This window comes from Desulfosporosinus sp. I2 (genome assembly GCF_000960765.1).
GTDB lineage: Bacteria > Bacillota > Desulfitobacteriia > Desulfitobacteriales > Desulfitobacteriaceae > Desulfosporosinus.
The window spans coordinates 1-17,209 of record NZ_JYNH01000058.1; the positions used below are offsets into that span (position 1 = coordinate 1).

Below are 17,209 nucleotides of genomic sequence, written 5' to 3' on the forward strand. Positions count from 1 at the left end.
TCTAATCCTCTTGCAGCCAGATCTGAAGCTACTAATAAAGTGCTTTTACCGCTCCTGAAGTCATCCATTGCCTTTTTCGTTCGGACTTATTGGCACCTCCATAAATTCCGTCTGCTTCCAAGCCATGGTATTTAAGGTTTTCTACCATTTTTTCGATTTCTTCGCTTTTATTAATAAAAATCAAGGCGCGAGTGGGGATAATCATACGAATCAGCTTTCTGAGGACTTCGACTTTATCTCTCTGTTCTGCTAGAAAGAACATATGCTCAACAGTAGGCGCAATCATGATTTTATCGGTAACTCGAATGACCTCAGGAGTCTTTAATAATTCAGATGCGCGTTGATAAGTCGTTGGAGGTAAGGTCGCTGAAAATAACAAAAGCTGTGTTCTACTTAAGGTTGTCTTGATCACGGACTTAACAAGTTGGGAATTGTTTTCATCAAGCAAACGATCGGCCTCATCTAAGACAATTGTCTTAACAGTTTGAGCAACAATCTTTTTCTTTTGAATTAACTCAAGGATTCTACCACTGGAACCCACAATAATGTGTGGCTTTTGCTTCAATTTTTCTATTTGACGCGCAATATTCACATTTCCAATGATCGCTGTTGACGTAACAGCTAAACCAGAGTCTTTTGACAAAGTTTCCATTTCACGCTGAATTTGAATAGCTAACTCATGGGTTGGTGTAAGAATCATTACTTGCGTTTCTTTCTTTGAAGTATCAATTTTTTGATAAATCGGAAGAAGATAGGCCAACGTTTTACCTGTACCCGTTTCTGATTGACCCATTACATCTCTAGCTTCCAAAATAAATGGGATTGCTTGCTCCTGAATCGCAGTTGGTTCAACAATCCCTTGTAATTTGAGGGCATTAACCAACGATTTGTCGAGTCCAAGCTGATTGAAGGTCATATTCATTGAAAATCCATCCTATCTATAAATTATATTATTTTACCTCTTTAGTTCTTGATGTGAAAGCTTATTTAACATTATATCCTTTTTCTTTGTTAATAAGAAATTTTTACCCTTGCTATAAATTATAAGATTGGGTATTCCTCTCAGGTAAGTTTATCAAACTCCAGATCCTAAATATCGACAATTAGCTCTTCACTCGTATTAAAATATTTAAGTCTCAGAGACTTAATTGAAGTCAGTTAGACTTAGTCATTCGCCAATTTTTATAGAGCCTTTCACGTAATTCTGAACGTGAAAGGCTCTATATCATTCTTTTTCAAATTCAAATTTTAATTTTGCCTCGACGGGATCCTCCCAGATTAAATAGGCGGCAAAGGATTTACCGGACTTAGATTTGAACCCTTTAATCAAAGGAGTCTTACCTTTCTTCAACAGACTTTTAATCTGATTTGGGGTGAGCACCTTACCACAAATCGGAGTCTTCCAGAGAACAAAACGGCAGCCATCTCGCCAATTCGTGCAGCCGAACCCCTTTTGCCCTTCGATCACATCCCCGCCGCACTTTGGGCACTTGCCAAACGCTGAATTTTCTCCCAATACCTTCGAGGAATTCTGGGCCCTAACAGGGTTCTTTTGGGAAGTTTTTGCTCTTTCTCGTTTCTTTGTCCCTGCACTCGTTTGAACGGCTGTAGTGGGTGCAAGAGCCAGAGCGATTTTACCATGTCTCTGTTCAAAGGAACTTAATTCCTTAATAATACGACCAATAGCATCCTCCACATCTGTCATATATTGTTCAATCGTCAATTCTCCTTTTTCCACTTTGGAAAGATTAAACTCCATTTGTCCTGTCATTTCTGCACTAATCAGGAGCTGAGCCTGTGGAAGACGTTCCTTGATCAGACGAATCAGTTCAATCCCTTTTTGGGTTGGTTTTAACACCTTCTGTTCCTGGAGAATATATCCTCTATCAATTAAGTTTTCCATAATCGCCGGTCGGGTCGCCACAGTGCCCAACCCTTTCCCTTTTAGTTGCTGACGGAGCACCTCATCATCAATTTGCTTGCCAGCACCTTCCATTGCTTTGAGAAGGTCTCCCTGAGTAAATCGTTTAGGCGGTTTGGTACTTTTTTCTTCGCTAAAAACACGTTTGGTTTGCACGTCCTCACCTTTGAGCAGCGGTGGTAACGACGCGTTCTCATCCTCTGCCTGTTCACGGTCATCTTTCTTCTTAGTTTTACGTGAATTTATATCATCCAGTTCATCTTGTCCATAAATTTTTTTCCATCCAGGACTCAGAAGGACCTTGCCTTTCGTGCGAAACGACTCTCCCTCGACCACAGTGACCACGTCTGTCTGATGATATTTAGAAGGGGGAAACCAGACAGCCAAAAAGCGCCGAACTATTAAGTCATACAGATTCTGTTCTTCACGACTTAATCTCTCGATGGCAACCTTCTCAGTCGTAGGAATGATAGCATGGTGGGCAGTGATCGTATTAATGACGCGTTTACCCCTAGGCACACCTAACAAACTGGCTTCATCCACCCAATTGGAGTAAGGTTCTTGGCGTATCGCTTGTAGGTGTTCCGGTAACTTCGGCAGAAGGTCCTCCGAAAGATAAGCACAGTCGGTTCGAGGATAAGTAATAGCCTTTTTTTCATAAAGTGATTGCGCTAATTGAAGAACTCTTTCTGCACTATACCCAAATTTTTTAGAGGCAGCGATTGTTAATGAAGTCAAATCAAACAAAAGTGGCGCAGGTTCTTGTACGTCCTTCTGTTCCATTTTGGCTATTTTCCCCGGCTTACCTTGTGTTAAAGCTACGATTCTCTCGGCCACTTGGGGATCAGTAATACGTTTCGATTCCTCATGTGGATCGAACCACTTTCCGGGATACTCCCCCTGTACAGCCGAGAACACGGCTCTGACTTCAAAGAACGGCTGAGCTACAAAGCGTTCAATCTCCCATTCTCGTTCGACGATCAAAGCTAGAGTCGGGGTCTGCACTCTTCCGATCGAAATGACATTGGGTTTTTTTCGCACAGCATCAAAACTACCAAACAGCGCTGTAAACCCTTCCGTCAGATTCATGCCAAAATCCCAATCTGCATAGGCTCGACCATTACCGGCAGCCGCCAAGCCAGCTACGGCTTCTGCAGGACGAAGGCACTTCAATCCCTCTAGAATCGCTACAGTCGTCAGCGAAGAAATCCAAAGCCTGGATAAAGGCTTACTGCACTTAGCGGCATCCCACACTTCCTGAAAAAGCAACTGCCCTTCCCGGTCAGCGTCAGTTCCACAAATGACCTCTCCAATGTCCGAGGAATTTAACCAACGTTGAACTACTTGATACTGTTTGACCGACCCCGATTTTACCACGCGACGGAAGGCTTGCAAACTAGGTAGAACAGGTAAACGATTTAAACTCCAGCGTTTTCCCACCCGTTCCAAATCCATATAGGCTTCCGGACGCTCCAGCTCTAAAAGGTGACCATAGCACCAGGTAATCACATACTCTTCATTTTCTAGGTACCCGTCGCCCTTACCTCTAACTCCTAAGGCCGTGGCATATTCACGAGCTTGCGACGGCTTCTCCGCAACAATCAGTTTTTTTTCCATGCCCAAAGCCCCTCTTATTCCAATTAAATTATCAACTACTTACCTATTGACAATCCTTAGATGAATCTATTAAGTACGGAAGAATTTATATAATAAGGACTGACTAGTATATAAAATTTGAATAACTGCATATCTTTGAATACCTGTAGAAATAAACAAGGGGGTATTTCGCATGTTATCTAATGAGGTGTATATTCGCCAATCCCTTGAACTAAACCTATTCTTCATGCGTATTGCTAAAGAACATGCTATTTTCCTGGAATCTGCCTTTAGCCCTCATAACCAATCCCTTGCCCAACAAGCTGATACACTAAAATGCGAATTTACAAATCTTCTTGCTGAGGCCATTATGCTAGCCGAGGGGATTATCAGTCCCGAAGTTCTCCGTTCTGGGGAATTCGTCACAAAGTACACCTTAGATTCTGAGCGAGTCACCGAATTTTATACCGGCATTCAAATTGATTCAAGCCTTACCAATAGAGAACTCTCCTTAGGGCATACTTTAAACCCAGTCGCGTCTCCATTACTTGATCAGGTTTCGACACTTAACCAAAAGGCAATCATTGCAACGAATGTACTAGCTGACTATAAGTCCAAACTTCTGCAAGATATATTAAGCTGTAAACTATTTACGTTCAATTATCCCTTGTTGATCGACCATATTCTTCGAGAAGCCCACTTTTATCTAAAACTACTTCATCAATTACAGAACCGACAGGTACTCAATATTTTAGACGATATCATTAACCAGCAAAAATTTTGGGATCGCATCATGGCAGAACACGCAAAATTTATTAGAGGTTTGCTAGACCCGACAGAAGAAGCCCTCTTTGACAAAGCTCACAAATTTGGTAAAGAGTTCGATGAACTCACTAAGCTAGCTTTAACCATGAATGATCAAACGACTATATTGCCACAACTTACCCAAAAGACCTGCAATGCCACGGTTGGCCTTCGGGATTTTAAAACAGCTGGGACTGAAGGCATATTACAATGCAAAATTAAAGCATTGGCGTTCCCTTTATTAGGGGATCACGTGCTTCGTGAAGCGAACCATTATCTGAGACTACTCAATACGTTTCAGCAAAAGTTGCAGTGACTTTCAGAACCATTATATCTTACCGATTAGACATTATATAGGTTTTTATTTTAAGGCCTTCCGCTCACGCATATTTACGGTGCTCTTTTAAATTGGAAAAAACACTGTAATGAAAACAGTGTTTTTTCCACACATAAGCTATTATGGTCCACCTTTTAAGTATGCGAAGAATTCCTTGAAGTTTTCGATCCATCAATGGAATCCTCATTTATATCAAATTTATCTTGAATCATAGTGTCACCTAGTTTCAGTTCAAAACGTTCCCCAAATTTCCTCGAATTATCGGTAAATCTTAAAAATTCAGGTATTATGCAATGCCACCGGGCCTTCGACACTCCCTTAAAAGAAGTCGGAGTTTGCAAAATGTGCTTAGCAGCTGGGTACTTTTTAAAATAAGCCACTAGAACCACCGCAGTCTCCTTCACACTATTGACTAAATAAGCATGCCCTCTTAACTGGATTCCTTGAATCTTTCTAAAATCGCCATAGTCCTCAGTGATAGAAGCCGCCATCAGAGAATTTTGTTGCAGATTGCAGCTGTGTATGGTAGTTAATTCAGATAGAAAATAGATACGAAACCCGCGATTAACATAAAAAACCGGAGTTGCCCAAGGCCCGTCTTGTCCATAAGTGGAAAGGATTAGGGTATTATGAGTTTCAAGATAATCATGCATTAATTGAGCTTTTTCGATCATCATTAAACTCCTTTAAGCCCCTTTGCAAAAGTGATTTTGTTGTCTTTCCTGTAATAACCACTGTTTTCCGGCAAGTTCCTTTAAATTTGCAGCACCTTGCTTAGCTTTCGTCTGAACTCCAAGATGCCAGATACGCTTCTTGCTCCTTGGTTAATTTATCAATCGATAAACCGAGAGATTGGAGTTTTAGCGTTGCTACCCTCTCATCGATCTGCGTATTGACTTGATATACTTCAGGAGATAATTTGTCATAATTCAAAGCAACATATTCAAGGGATAGGGCCTGTAAAGCAAAGGTCATGTCCATGACTTCTGCTGGATGACCATCCCCTGCTGCGAGATTAACTAAGCGACCCTCGGCCAGCAGATATAGACATTGACCCTTCGGAAGCGTGTATTCGGTAATATTTGTCCTAACCGTTCTTTCCGAGATGGATATTTCTTTGAGTTGGGCTACATTAACCTCCACGTCGAAGTGTCCTGCATTACACATAATAGCTCCGGATTTCATGACTACAAAGTGGTCCTTATTGATAATATCCTTGTTACCTGTCACGGTAATAAAGAAATCCCCATACTTAGCAGCCTCAATCATCGGCATCACTTCAAATCCATCCATTAAAGCCTCGTTAGCTTTAATAGGGTTAATTTCGCAAATGATGACTCGGGCTCCTAATCCTTTTGCCCGTAGTGCAACTCCTTTACCACACCAGCCATATCCCGCAACAACAGCAGTTTTGCCTGCTACAACCAAGTTTGTTGTGCGCATTATACCATCCCAAACGGATTGCCCGGTTCCATATCTGTTATCAAACAAATACTTACATTGGGCGTCATTAACTGCAATCATCGGAAATTTCAGAGCTCGATCACGTGCCATAGAATGTAAACGTAGAACTCCCGTCGTCGTTTCTTCTGCTCCACCCTTCACTTTCTGAAGAAGTTCAGGCCGTGTTGTATGAATCGTGGAGACTAAATCTCCCCCATCATCGATGATAAAATCGGGCTCAGTATTAAGAGCCAATTGAAGATGATGATGATATTCTTCGTCTGTCGCATTATACCAAGCATGTGCTCCAATTCCGCCTTGAACAAGTGCTGCTACAACATCGTCTTGAGTCGACAGTGGATTACTAGCGACCACGGTCACCTCTGCACCCCCGGCTTTAATCACCTGAGCGAGGTAAGCTGTCTTAGCTTCTAAATGTAAGCAAACCACAACTTTCTTACCCGCAAAAGGTAGTCGTTCCTCAAATTCTTTACGCACTCGATTGAGTACTTGCATACGTGGAATAACCCAATCAATTTTACGCTGTCCTTCTGGAGCAAGAGCTATATCTCGGATGGTGTATTTTAAATTCATTTATATACCTTCTTTCTATTTTTAATATATGCTGTAATTTACCAAATGACCTGTCTTGCATGTTTCTTGAGTATGTTCTATTGATTATACTCTAAAACAACCATCTTCTTCAATTATATTAAATAACACGATGAAAAGACTATTGTAAAAAGAGTGAGTAGCAAGTGTGTCCTTATCTTTGGCCATAGTCTTTAAGGTAAAAATTCCGCATGCCCTCAATATCTTCTTCCGATAACTCCACTGCTCCACCCATAAGCCTGGCAAAAAGAACGACTTGAGCTGACTTCTCCACGACTTGACAAACCCTAAAGGCTTCATCTAGGTTCCGTCCAACCCCAATCATACCGTGGTTGGCAAGTAAAACTGCATTGCGACCCTCCAATGCTTTAAGCGTGTTAAAGGCCAGTAGTTCTGTCCCTGGTAACGCATACTCACTAACTCGCACATTACCGCCCACAATCTGGACCATATCTTCTACCGCACCAGGAATCTCTTTACGGGCTACTGCCATCGCAGTCGCATAAGGACTATGAGTGTGTACGATAGCCTGAACATCTTCGCGCGCATTATAGATTGCCAGATGCAATGGTAATTCAATGGAAGGCTTGCGAGTTCCGCTTATAATAATCCCACTTAAACCTAATATCACAATATCTTCTGGAACTAATGCATCATAACTCATCCCAGAAGGAGTGATAGCCACATAGTCTTTTCCCGGGACTCGACAACTAATATTCCCCCAAGTTCCCACTGTGAGGTTAATTGCGAGCATTTCTCTTCCCATCTCGACTACCTTTTGACAGGCTTCCAGTTGTTGATCCATAATCTCTATAATCTCCTTAAGCTCTTAACATGTAATCAATTTCAACACTTTAGTTAAGCTGAACTAATCGACTTTTCAAAGTATAAGAAACTTATTCTGCTATCGCCAGTATAGCTTAATTACATTATACCCTAAATCGATAACCTGCACCCCATACGGTTTCCACGTACTGTGGATTTGACGGGTCACTTTCAATTTTCTCACGTATTCGAGCAATATGCACTGTAACAGTGGCCGAGTCTCCCAAAGCGTCTAATCCCCAGACACGTTCGAATAATTCTTCTCGCCCAAACACCCGATTAGGATTTTGAGCTAAATACAAAAGTAGTCCAAATTCCTTCTGAGCCAGATTAACTTCTTGGTTAAGAACGAAGACTCTCCGTGAGTCTATATCTATTTTAAGCCCCCGGATCGTCAAACTATTCGTTTTCTTTGTGCTTGAGCTAAACCGATGTTTTAACCTTTCGTAATTCTCCAGATGGGCTTTAACCCGTGCCACTAATTCGCCTGGACTAAAAGGTTTTGTAATATAATCATCTGCTCCTAGGCTTAAACCTTTAATCTTATCGATTTCTTCCTTTTTAGCTGAAACTAAGAGAACGGGGATAGCTTTATCTTCCTTTAAACTACGCAAAATTTCTAAACCATCCATCCCAGGAAGCATAACATCTAGTATAAGGAGATCCACCTCATTTTCTCGAAACGCCCTTAAGCCTTCTAGACCATTGGCATAAACACTAACTCCAAAACCTGCAACTTCAAGATAGTCCTTCTGTAATTCAGCAATACTAGTGTCATCCTCAATGATTAATATCTTTTTCATACATTCCTCCGTGATCATGATTTACTAAGCGAGATCATGATACTTATTCCCTCTGTTCCATGACTGACAGCCCAAACTCTTCCTTTATGCCCCTCAATGATCTGCTTGGCAATAGCAAGCCCTAAACCGCTTCCTTTGCTCCGTGCCACGTCCGAGCGATAAAAGCGGTCAAAAATACGGGACAAGTCCCCTTCATTAATCCCTAAACCATTATCACGTAGTTCTATAATAACACTAGTTAATGTCTCCCTGAGGAAAACGTTAATTTCGCCTCGATCTTTATCCATGTACTTACATGAATTATCAAAAATGTTTATGAAGACTCGTTTCATTCTTTCGCGATCAATCGAGACATATCGTTTTTGATCCAGTTCATTATGTAGAGCTATCTTTATTTGTTTGAGTTCTAACTCTGGTTCACTTTCGTGTAAACAGAGCAAAAGATACTGCTCAATATCTAACTTCTCAAAGTTATAGGGAATTTGGTTTAAATCCAGTTTGGCATAGAGCAAAAGATCATCAATCATTTGATCCATTTGATGAGCCTTTGAAGCGATTGTCATTAAATAGCGTTCCACTTTATCGGGATGACTTGCGATCCCGTCTAGAATCCCCTCCACATAGCCCTTGATTGATGTCACCGGAGTCTTCAAGTCATGTGAAATACTTGAAATAAGCATTTTACGATTATCCTCATACTTCAATTGAGTATGAACGGAGTCCTTTAGCTTGATCCGCATAAGTTCCAAATCCCGACATAACGCTTGAATTTCTTGATCTCCTTCTTCAACAATCGGGTAATTCAGATTTCCTAGAGTAATTTCTGCAGCGGCACTTTGCAAGGTTAGAAGAGGTCTTATAATACTCCTAGAAAACTGATAAGAAATAGTAATGTTCGTAAGCACAAAAGTTAAGATGAACGAAATTATTACAATTAATAAGAGACTAGTAAAACTTGAGGCAAAGTTATCAACCGGATCAAGGAGTAAGAGGCTCCCCCGCGAACCTTCCTTCAAAGTTAGATCAATCACTTGAACCGAATAAGATTTTTCTCCAATAAGCACAGGTTCTCTTCGAGTAATTGTTTTTCCTGCCTCTAAACACTTGGCCAAATCAATTTTAGAGAAGTTTTTGGAAGAATGAATTACGTGTTCATCCTTAATCAAGACATATTCTCCCTTAATTTCAGACAACGTTTCTTGAAGGTAATTATTAAAGCCTTTATCCTCTAACAGCTCAGGTGACCTACTTAAAGCATTAGCCTCTTTAATCAACTCAAACTTGATCATTGATTCCCTTTGGTACTTCTCAAAGGATATCTCGCTTCCTAAAAACTTACCGAAAATAAAAAAAGCAGCCAATGCTATTAGAACAGTAATAATCAAGGGAATAATTACTGTGGCAGCATTAGCTAAGATTAAGCGTTTCTTAAGCCTCATAGTATCACCTTAAAATTCCTTTTTATCATATAGGTAAAATCCTGTCGTAAACAGCATCATACCAGACCCTAGCATAATTAGAAACTGACGTACTATCTTTGCGAAGGGAAAAGAATTCACTAGAAAAAGATTATACCAGTCGAGTTGTGTCGTCAAGAGTATACTTGAATATTGGGAAAAGATTAAACCGAGGACTTTAAAAGTAAGAAATATGATGATAGAAACAAAAAAAACCGTAATTCCGCTCTTGAAAATATTGGCTAAAAGGACAATTCCCAAAGCCAATACAAGCATTGGGAACAAGCTTACAATATATGAAAATATTGTCCTGCTGAAGGAATCTAGAGTCGCCGAATTAGTATTAAAAATCAACCCAGCCAACACCGAAAAAACCAAGAGCAACAGCAAGGCACCCAAAATAAAAAGCATAATTGCTGTGATTTTTGCACAAAAAATCTTAAATCGGCTGACCGGTCGAGTTAACGTGATCCGCATAGTATGCTGAGTAAATTCCCCTGAGAAACTATCAATCGCCACTAACGCTGTAAAAAGAGGCAAGACGGTGTTAACAAATACGGACAGAACGAGCATTGGGAATTCTAGACTTCCCGCCCCGCGGAGACCCAATCCACTTCTCACACCGACAATCGCAAGTTGCCCTATGACAATCACTGCCAAGGAAAGCAAAACGGCCACCAAGACCTTTTTCTTTTTATAGAGCTTCTCGATTTCATTAATCAATGCTGCTTGGAACACGGCCATTTCTCTCAACCTCACTTACAAAGTAATTCTCGAGTGTCGCATAGTTTTTTAAGATTGTATGCGTACTCTCTACATTAAGCATCTTACCATTGTAGATCACGCCGATGCGGGTACAGGTCAGTTCGACATCATGGATTAGGTGGCTAGAAATAAAAAAGGTTGTCTGTTCAGTTTCCGTTAAATACCGGATCATCTTTCGAATATCGATCATTCCCTCAACATCAAGCCCATTCAAAGGCTCATCAAGAATAACTACTTTTGGTTTAGATAATACTGCGGCAGCGAGACCTAAGCGCTGTTTCATTCCTAAAGAGAACTTTTTGGACTTTTCATTTTTAAATTTGATCAGGCCTGTTAGCTCAAGTACCTCATCGATCCGTTTATGGTCCACCTTGGGATAGTAACGAGCTAATTGTTTAAGGTTTTCAAAGGCACTCAAATATTGATAGGATTCAGCAATTTCAATAAGGCACCCTACATTTTCCATTGCTTTCTCAAACTCTTCAGAGACACTATATCCAAAAATTTTCACATCTCCAAAGTCTGGTCGAACTAGTCCCGTCATGATTTTCATGGCAGTTGTTTTACCTGCTCCGTTTGGACCTAGAAACCCAAAGATATCTCCTTTAAAGATGTCTAGGCTGATGTCATTAATTCCTCGCCCATTGCCATAGGATTTAGTCAGATTCTTAATCTCAATAACTTTGTCCATGTCTTACCTCCATAGTGCGTACCTAATTGTGACTGCCGGGAGATTTCCCGGCAGTCATCATTACTTCCATAATTCACAACACTGTTAATCTAAGTCCGGAGTAAAGTTGGAATCAAACATCATACCGCCCCTAGGTGATTGATTCCTATTATTGAGATTAAAGTTCACTTTTCCATGAAAGTCATCAATATATAAGTTGCCCTGCCCCTTACCACCGGATTCAGTCGTGTATTCGAAATTTGCATTTCCCCTTTGATCTTTTTCAAATTGAGCGCTAAATTCGATATCACGCGTACTGGTCGCGTATTCTTCAAATCCCGGCTTATACTCTTCATAATATCGACCCTCGACCAATTTATTTTCCATATGCGTAATGTCAATAAACCGCTGGCCGACTTTAACAAATTTACCGTCTTTTTCAATCAGAATGTCGTTTTTAAATTTACCTACGAACTTCTCCGGATTAGAGATCTCAGACTTTGAGTAATATTGGGCAATGTTTCTAACAACTTTTTTCCCCGTAAGATCAGGCTTTGTGACTGTGGTGGAGTTAATGTCCTTCATCGTAACCAAAACCTCAATCGATATATCATGGGCCGTCCCTTGTTCATCCTTACCAGATAGAACTGCGCTCCCTAAGATGCTTTCCATCACGCCCTCTTTGTTGACCTTAGCCGTGCCCTTAACTTCTTTGACAAATACATCTTTAGTTAGATGAGGCATCTGGGTTTGTATGCCATTAAACTCTTGCTTCAGCTGGAAGGAAGCGACAGCATTGACCAGAGATGGGATTTGTAGCTCAGATAGAGAACCTGCAAGGCCTTTGCTGCCATCAGGATTTTCCGTAACAATTACATGATCTTTAAGACTTCCGACAATAGCATCAGCTATCTTTTCAAGATCATCTGCTCTATCTTCTTTGAAAGGATTAGTAAAAGATCTATCTTCTCTTTCCTTTGTAAACTCAGTCACATAGTAGGTAGGATCACCATCAGACACCCGGATCATGGTCATCTTATCTGAGTATGTTTGAGAAGAGTACTTCTCCCCCATTAGACTAACACCGGATGATGAACCTTCAGAAGCACCCTTTAATCTGTCAAACTTCGAAGTTTCGTTATTAGAGGTCAACGTTTTGCCATTATCCTTCAGGGCTAAAGAATAATCCAGAGTAAAGCTATCAAACGTCTCGCTACTTTGTTGAGCCGTTACCTTTAGGGCATCTTTAAGCTCGTCGTACCCACTTTTACTTGCAATATCCGCTAGGGCAGTCGTTGCTAACAAGAGGGTTCCCACAGTAAAAGTGGCAAGCATTACAGTTTTCTTTTTTAATTTCATTTGTACAACCCCTTATCATTTTTCAGGAAACTTCCTTAATTCTATTCTAACAGGGTGGTCTTTAATTTCTCTAAACTAGATATTAACAAATTGTAAACTATTCTTGAAACTTTAGTTCTAAAAAGCTGAAAGCAGAATGCAAAAATGAAGAGTGTCGGCAATGAAAAAAATTAGATAGAAAAAGCCGATCACGCAAGTGATCGGCTGATCAAAACAACTATTCAAATAGGCATAAGTTTAGTGGTTTACACGCAACCAGTTGGTTTTGGTAGTCCAGCAATCTTACAAGCACCTTTACCAGGGCCTGCAGGGAAGAGTTCATAAATTTTCTTTTGATCATACCCAGTATCCTTAACCATTTTACGAACCATTGGAGCAACACCAAATTGCTCATAATAATCGCGAAGATAATTGATCATCTTCCAGTGATCTTCTGTAAGCTCTTCGACTTCCTCTGTAGTTGCCAGTGCCTTTGCAACATCTTCATTCCATGCATTATGATCCTCAAGAAAACCATCTTCATCCAATTCAATTGTTAAACTACCTACTACTAGTTGTGCCATTTTAATTTTCCTCCTTTAGTGATGTTATTAAATAATTGATATTGTTTGGGTTAAAAGTAACAAAGTGTCCCAAACAATTACCAAAAACATATCTAGATCTGATTCTGTTCCCTCACCGAAATAGCGATCTTATAGAGAACTGTAATTATCAGTGCCCCAATAGCATAAATCCCAACAACAATTGAAATCTCATTACCCGATGGAAAATATTCCGTTACTCTCTCGAAGGAATTTGGAACAAACCCGGCAATAATGAGCACAATCCCTTTATCAATCCAGTTGGCAAGGAATATTGATAACAGGGCTATAGGCAATAATACTTTATTCTCACGAGTTGGGAAAATTAATAGAGCAATCCCAACAATGGCAAGAACAGCAGCTGTCCACATAAAAGGTACTAGACTAGTATGCCCATCAAGTCCAAAGAACACATATTTAAAGGGAGCCATTTCATCAGGTGAATTACTATAGAAGGCTGTAAACACCTCACAAATGTAGAAGAAAACATTGGCAATCATAGCATATCGGATAATTTTGACGAGAGATTGAATGGCTCCGATGCCAGGATCTGGATCGAATTTACTGAGCTTTCTTACTAATAAAGCCAGTAAAATCAGAAGTGCAGGACCTGCTGCAAAAGCAGATGCTAGAAAACGTGCAGCCATGATAGCCGTCATCCAGAAAAATCGACCTGGAAGACCAGCATATAAGAAGGCTGTTACCGTATGAATACTAAATGCCCAAGGAATTGAGAGATAGATGATAGGCTTAACCCATTTGGGAGGAGGAGTACCTTTTTTCTCTGCCCCCAGAGTAGTCCAACCTACAACTAAATTGATCACAAGATATCCAGCAAGTACACACATGTCATAGAACATAACTGAGTGCAACTGAGGATAAAGAAGAACATTTAAAATCCGCATTGGTTGTCCTACGTCGACGAAGATAAACAAGATACACATGATCACTGCGGCAATCGCAAGGAACTCACCAAGAATAACCAGTTTACCAAAGCGCTTAAAATCATGAAGATAATAAGGTGTAACTAGCATAACGGCTGAAGCAGCTACCCCAACCAGAAACGTAAACTGAGCGATATACAATCCCCATGACACGTCTCTACTCATTCCAGTAAGCCCTAAACCTTCATTGAACTGTCTAAGATAAGCCATAACGCCCAGAGCGATCACAGCCAGCAAGAAAAAGATCCATGCCCAGTAGCGCTTACTCCCTGTCAGAGCTTTTTCAAACACTCTCTTCACCTCCTACAAGGTAGTAAACACTCGGTTGAGTTCCAAGTTCTGACTTCCGTCGAATTGTGAACTTTGAACTAATAATTTTTCTAACTTCTGAATTAGTGTCATCCAGATCACCGAAAATCAATCCGCCCTTTGAAGCTTCAACACAGGCAGGTTTCAACCCTTTTTCTAAACGCTCAACACAGAAAGTACACTTTTCTACGACTCCAATGGTTCTCGTCGGAAAATCGGGATTAATCGTTTTAATGTGAGGTTTCGGGTCTCTATAATTGAAGCTTCGCGCTCCAAAAGGACAAGCACCCATGCAAAAACGACAACCAATACACCGATGATAATCCATCATGACAATTCCGTCATCTGCCCTTTTGAAGGTTGCCCCAGTAGGACAAGCCTTGACACAGGGAGGATTTTCACAGTGATTACACATTATCATAAACGGTAATTCTTTAAAGTTCTCAGTCAAATACTCATTTTTTGATTCTGTAAAGGTATGCTCGAAATCGTCTTTCCATATCCACTTAATTTCATCCTTCTTATTCCCAAAGTCTGGAATGTTGTGGATTGTATCACAGGATTGAATAACTCGCTCGATATCCTCTTCTGTTTTAAACTTACTCATATCAACAACCATAGCCCAATGTTTGGCCACAAGCCCTTGTTTTTGTTTCTGATATGATGGTGTCTGGGATGCCGCATCAGCAATTTTACCACGAATCCCGGTTAGAACAAAAGAACCTCCAAGACCTAATGCCGTCAAAGCACCCGCTCTTTTTAAAAATTGTCTTCTATTAACACTCATTTTCTTGCCCCCTCTGGACCAGAATGGCAATCCCAACAAGTGGGCTTTACAGCTGTATAATTATGGCATGAAACACAGAACTGATTGGATGAGTCGCCTGCCAACTTTTCAAGACTAATGTCTATCGATTTTCCTTCACTATTGACATATACTGTCTGTCCATTCTGTACAAATTGATTTCTCCATTGATTAAATAGTTGAGGGTGATTAGCCACCATATTGATACTTGGCTCGATACTCTGGAAATTTGCGAGTTGCTGGGCATCTATTTCCGGCCCCGCATTAGCTTTTCCCATATTGTAGAAAAAAGGTATGGTGAAAAGTCCAACAAAGATAATGAGTGAGGCGATTATTCTTCCACCTTTATGCATTACTCATTGCCCCCTTTTCCCGGCAAATCTTCAAAGCGAAGGTTGGTTGTTCTCTCTTTCTCGCCTTTCATGATTAAGGCATTACCCACTAACTCAGTCACACCTGTAACTCCTACACCAGGGTTCCAGTAGTCCATCAGAGCAGGTAAAGCGGCTCGATCCACTGCACAAATATTGGCCAGCATGTTAACCCCATGCTTTTCCTTAACATATTTAACGGCGTTGGCGCGAGGGAATCCGCCTCTCATCCGTTGTTCCATATTTTCTGAGGCATTAAGTCCGGAACCACTTCCACAGCAGAAGGTCTTCTCTCTAATCGTGTTTTCAGGCATCTCATAGAAATTATTGCAAACAGCCCTAATAATTTCTCTTGGTTCCTCGAGAAGTCCCATCCCTCGGGAAGGATTACAGGAATCATGAAACGTAACCTTCAAGTGGTCGTTACGGGTTGGGTCAAGATTTAGCTTATTGTGTTTGATCAGGTCGGCGGTAAATTCAGAGATATGAATCATCTTAGTCGATTTAGCATTTTCAAAGACGGTACCAGTAATCGGGGATTTAGGAACTTCGAGGAAGTCTGCAGGGCCGTTCCAAGTATCCATATATTGATTCAAGACTCTCCACATATGGCCACATTCTCCACCAATAATCCATTTAACCCCTAATCGTTTAGCCTCAGCGTAAATCTTGTAATTCAGCCTCTTGGCCATGTCATTCGAGGTGAAGAAGCCGAAGTTTCCGCCCTCGGAAGCATAGGTACTCCAAGTGTAGTCCAGACCAAGTTCATGGAAAAGCATGAGATATCCCATACAGGTTTGAATCCCTGGTTCACCCAAAAGGTCTCCCGAAGGAGTGACAAACATGATCTCGGCACCTTTTCTGTTAAAGGTTGGATTTACCCTGATCCCCGTGATATCCTCAATATCATCAACCATGGATTCAATGTTTCCGGTTATTGCATGAGGTTCTAGTCCAAGGTGATTTCCCTTCATGTAGCAGTTAGCAACAGGCCCTGAAATCCAGTCAATGTTCAAACCCACTAAATTGAGGAGTTCTCTACCAATGATCGTAACTTCTGCTTGGTCAATACCATACGGACAGAAAACAGAGCATCGACGACATTCTGTACATTGGAAGAAGTATGACCACCATTCCTTTAAGACGTTCATATCCAGCTCTCTTGCTCCAGCTAAACGCCCAAGAAACTTTCCGGATTTGGTGAAATACCGCTTATATACGGATCTCAGCAGTTCTGCCCTCAAAACCGGCATATTTTTGGGGTCACCAGTGGCAATATAGAAATGACATTTATCAGCACAAGCACCACATCGAACACAAATATCCATAAAAATCTTAAAAGAACGATATTTACTTAATCTTTCGGCCATTCCTTCTAAAATAGTAGTTTCCCAGCCCTCTGGTATTTTCCAGTCTTCGTCGGCTGGCGACCACTGTCTTGGGTTAGGTAACCCTAACGTTAAGAGGTCTTTTTCCTTTGCTCCCCAGCAATAGGTACCCGGCTTGAATTCAACAGGTGTATCCATCCAATCCGTTGCCGGAATCTTAAAGTCTATCTGAGATAATTCTCCCGGCTTAGGAAGTTTAACTTTCGGCGCCATCCACGA

At 40.9% G+C, this 17,209-nt stretch carries 14 protein-coding genes and 2 pseudogenes; 1 reads left to right on the forward strand and 15 read right to left on the reverse strand.

Annotated features, from left to right (window positions below; genetic code table 11):
* Positions 1–922: pseudogene (locus UF75_RS13930) on the reverse strand (DEAD/DEAH box helicase); the annotation flags it as partial.
* 303 nt (positions 923–1,225) lie between these two features.
* Positions 1,226–3,538 carry a type IA DNA topoisomerase gene (locus tag UF75_RS13935; RefSeq protein ID WP_045575207.1) on the reverse strand — a complete coding sequence of 771 codons (2,313 nt, stop codon included), beginning with the start codon at positions 3,536–3,538 and terminating at the stop codon, positions 1,226–1,228.
* 172 nt (positions 3,539–3,710) lie between these two features.
* Here UF75_RS13935 and UF75_RS13940 point away from each other — a divergent pair, with 172 nt between their 5' ends.
* Positions 3,711–4,637 carry a DUF2935 domain-containing protein gene (locus tag UF75_RS13940; RefSeq protein ID WP_045575208.1) on the forward strand — a complete coding sequence of 309 codons (927 nt, stop codon included), beginning with the start codon at positions 3,711–3,713 and terminating at the stop codon, positions 4,635–4,637.
* Between the two features lie 155 nt (positions 4,638–4,792).
* On the opposite strand, the gene UF75_RS13945 is transcribed toward UF75_RS13940, so the two are convergent.
* The 13 genes and pseudogenes from UF75_RS13945 to dsrK form a co-directional block, all read right to left on the reverse strand.
* Positions 4,793–5,335: a pyridoxamine 5'-phosphate oxidase family protein gene (locus UF75_RS13945; RefSeq protein ID WP_082075148.1), complete on the reverse strand. Its 543-nt coding sequence runs from the start codon at positions 5,333–5,335 to the stop codon at positions 4,793–4,795.
* A gap of 97 nt (positions 5,336–5,432) precedes the next feature.
* Positions 5,433–6,695 (reverse strand): adenosylhomocysteinase, encoded by a 1,263-nt coding sequence (locus UF75_RS13950; RefSeq protein WP_045575209.1) that lies wholly within the window; start codon positions 6,693–6,695, stop codon positions 5,433–5,435.
* A gap of 172 nt (positions 6,696–6,867) precedes the next feature.
* Positions 6,868–7,518 (reverse strand): class II aldolase/adducin family protein, encoded by a 651-nt coding sequence (locus UF75_RS13955; RefSeq protein WP_045575210.1) that lies wholly within the window; start codon positions 7,516–7,518, stop codon positions 6,868–6,870.
* A gap of 124 nt (positions 7,519–7,642) precedes the next feature.
* A complete protein-coding gene (locus UF75_RS13960) occupies positions 7,643–8,341 on the reverse strand; it encodes a response regulator transcription factor (RefSeq protein WP_045575211.1) in 699 nt (232 codons plus the stop codon).
* A 14-nt stretch (positions 8,342–8,355) separates the two neighbouring features.
* Positions 8,356–9,780, reverse strand: a complete 1,425-nt coding sequence (locus UF75_RS13965; RefSeq protein WP_045575212.1) for a HAMP domain-containing sensor histidine kinase — start codon at positions 9,778–9,780, stop codon at positions 8,356–8,358.
* 9 nt (positions 9,781–9,789) lie between these two features.
* Entirely contained in the window at positions 9,790–10,542 is a 753-nt protein-coding gene (locus tag UF75_RS13970; RefSeq protein ID WP_045575213.1) for an ABC transporter permease, read from the reverse strand.
* Positions 10,514–11,254, reverse strand: a complete 741-nt coding sequence (locus UF75_RS13975; RefSeq protein ID WP_045575214.1) for an ABC transporter ATP-binding protein — start codon at positions 11,252–11,254, stop codon at positions 10,514–10,516. Before UF75_RS13975 ends, UF75_RS13970 begins: the two co-directional genes overlap by 29 nt.
* 84 nt (positions 11,255–11,338) lie before the next feature.
* Positions 11,339–12,592, reverse strand: a complete 1,254-nt coding sequence (locus tag UF75_RS13980) for a hypothetical protein (protein ID WP_045575215.1) — start codon at positions 12,590–12,592, stop codon at positions 11,339–11,341.
* Between the two features lie 245 nt (positions 12,593–12,837).
* Positions 12,838–13,155 carry a TusE/DsrC/DsvC family sulfur relay protein gene (locus UF75_RS13985; protein WP_045575216.1) on the reverse strand — a complete coding sequence of 106 codons (318 nt, stop codon included), beginning with the start codon at positions 13,153–13,155 and terminating at the stop codon, positions 12,838–12,840.
* A gap of 92 nt (positions 13,156–13,247) precedes the next feature.
* The gene (gene dsrP / locus UF75_RS13990) at positions 13,248–14,408 is read right to left on the reverse strand and encodes a sulfate reduction electron transfer complex DsrMKJOP subunit DsrP (protein WP_045575217.1); all 1,161 of its coding nucleotides are present in this window, start codon (positions 14,406–14,408) and stop codon (positions 13,248–13,250) included.
* Positions 14,401–15,199: pseudogene (gene dsrO / locus UF75_RS13995) on the reverse strand (sulfate reduction electron transfer complex DsrMKJOP subunit DsrO); the annotation flags it as partial. The pseudogene dsrO and the gene dsrP, both read right to left, overlap by 8 nt.
* Before the next feature lie 10 nt (positions 15,200–15,209).
* Complete coding sequence (dsrJ, locus tag UF75_RS14000; RefSeq protein ID WP_045575219.1) at positions 15,210–15,584, reverse strand: sulfate reduction electron transfer complex DsrMKJOP subunit DsrJ; 375 nt, start codon at positions 15,582–15,584, stop codon at positions 15,210–15,212.
* Complete coding sequence (gene dsrK, locus UF75_RS14005; protein WP_045575220.1) at positions 15,584–17,203, reverse strand: sulfate reduction electron transfer complex DsrMKJOP subunit DsrK; 1,620 nt, start codon at positions 17,201–17,203, stop codon at positions 15,584–15,586. The genes dsrJ and dsrK overlap by 1 nt, the downstream gene beginning before the upstream one ends.
* Between the last annotated feature and the right edge of the window lie 6 nt (positions 17,204–17,209).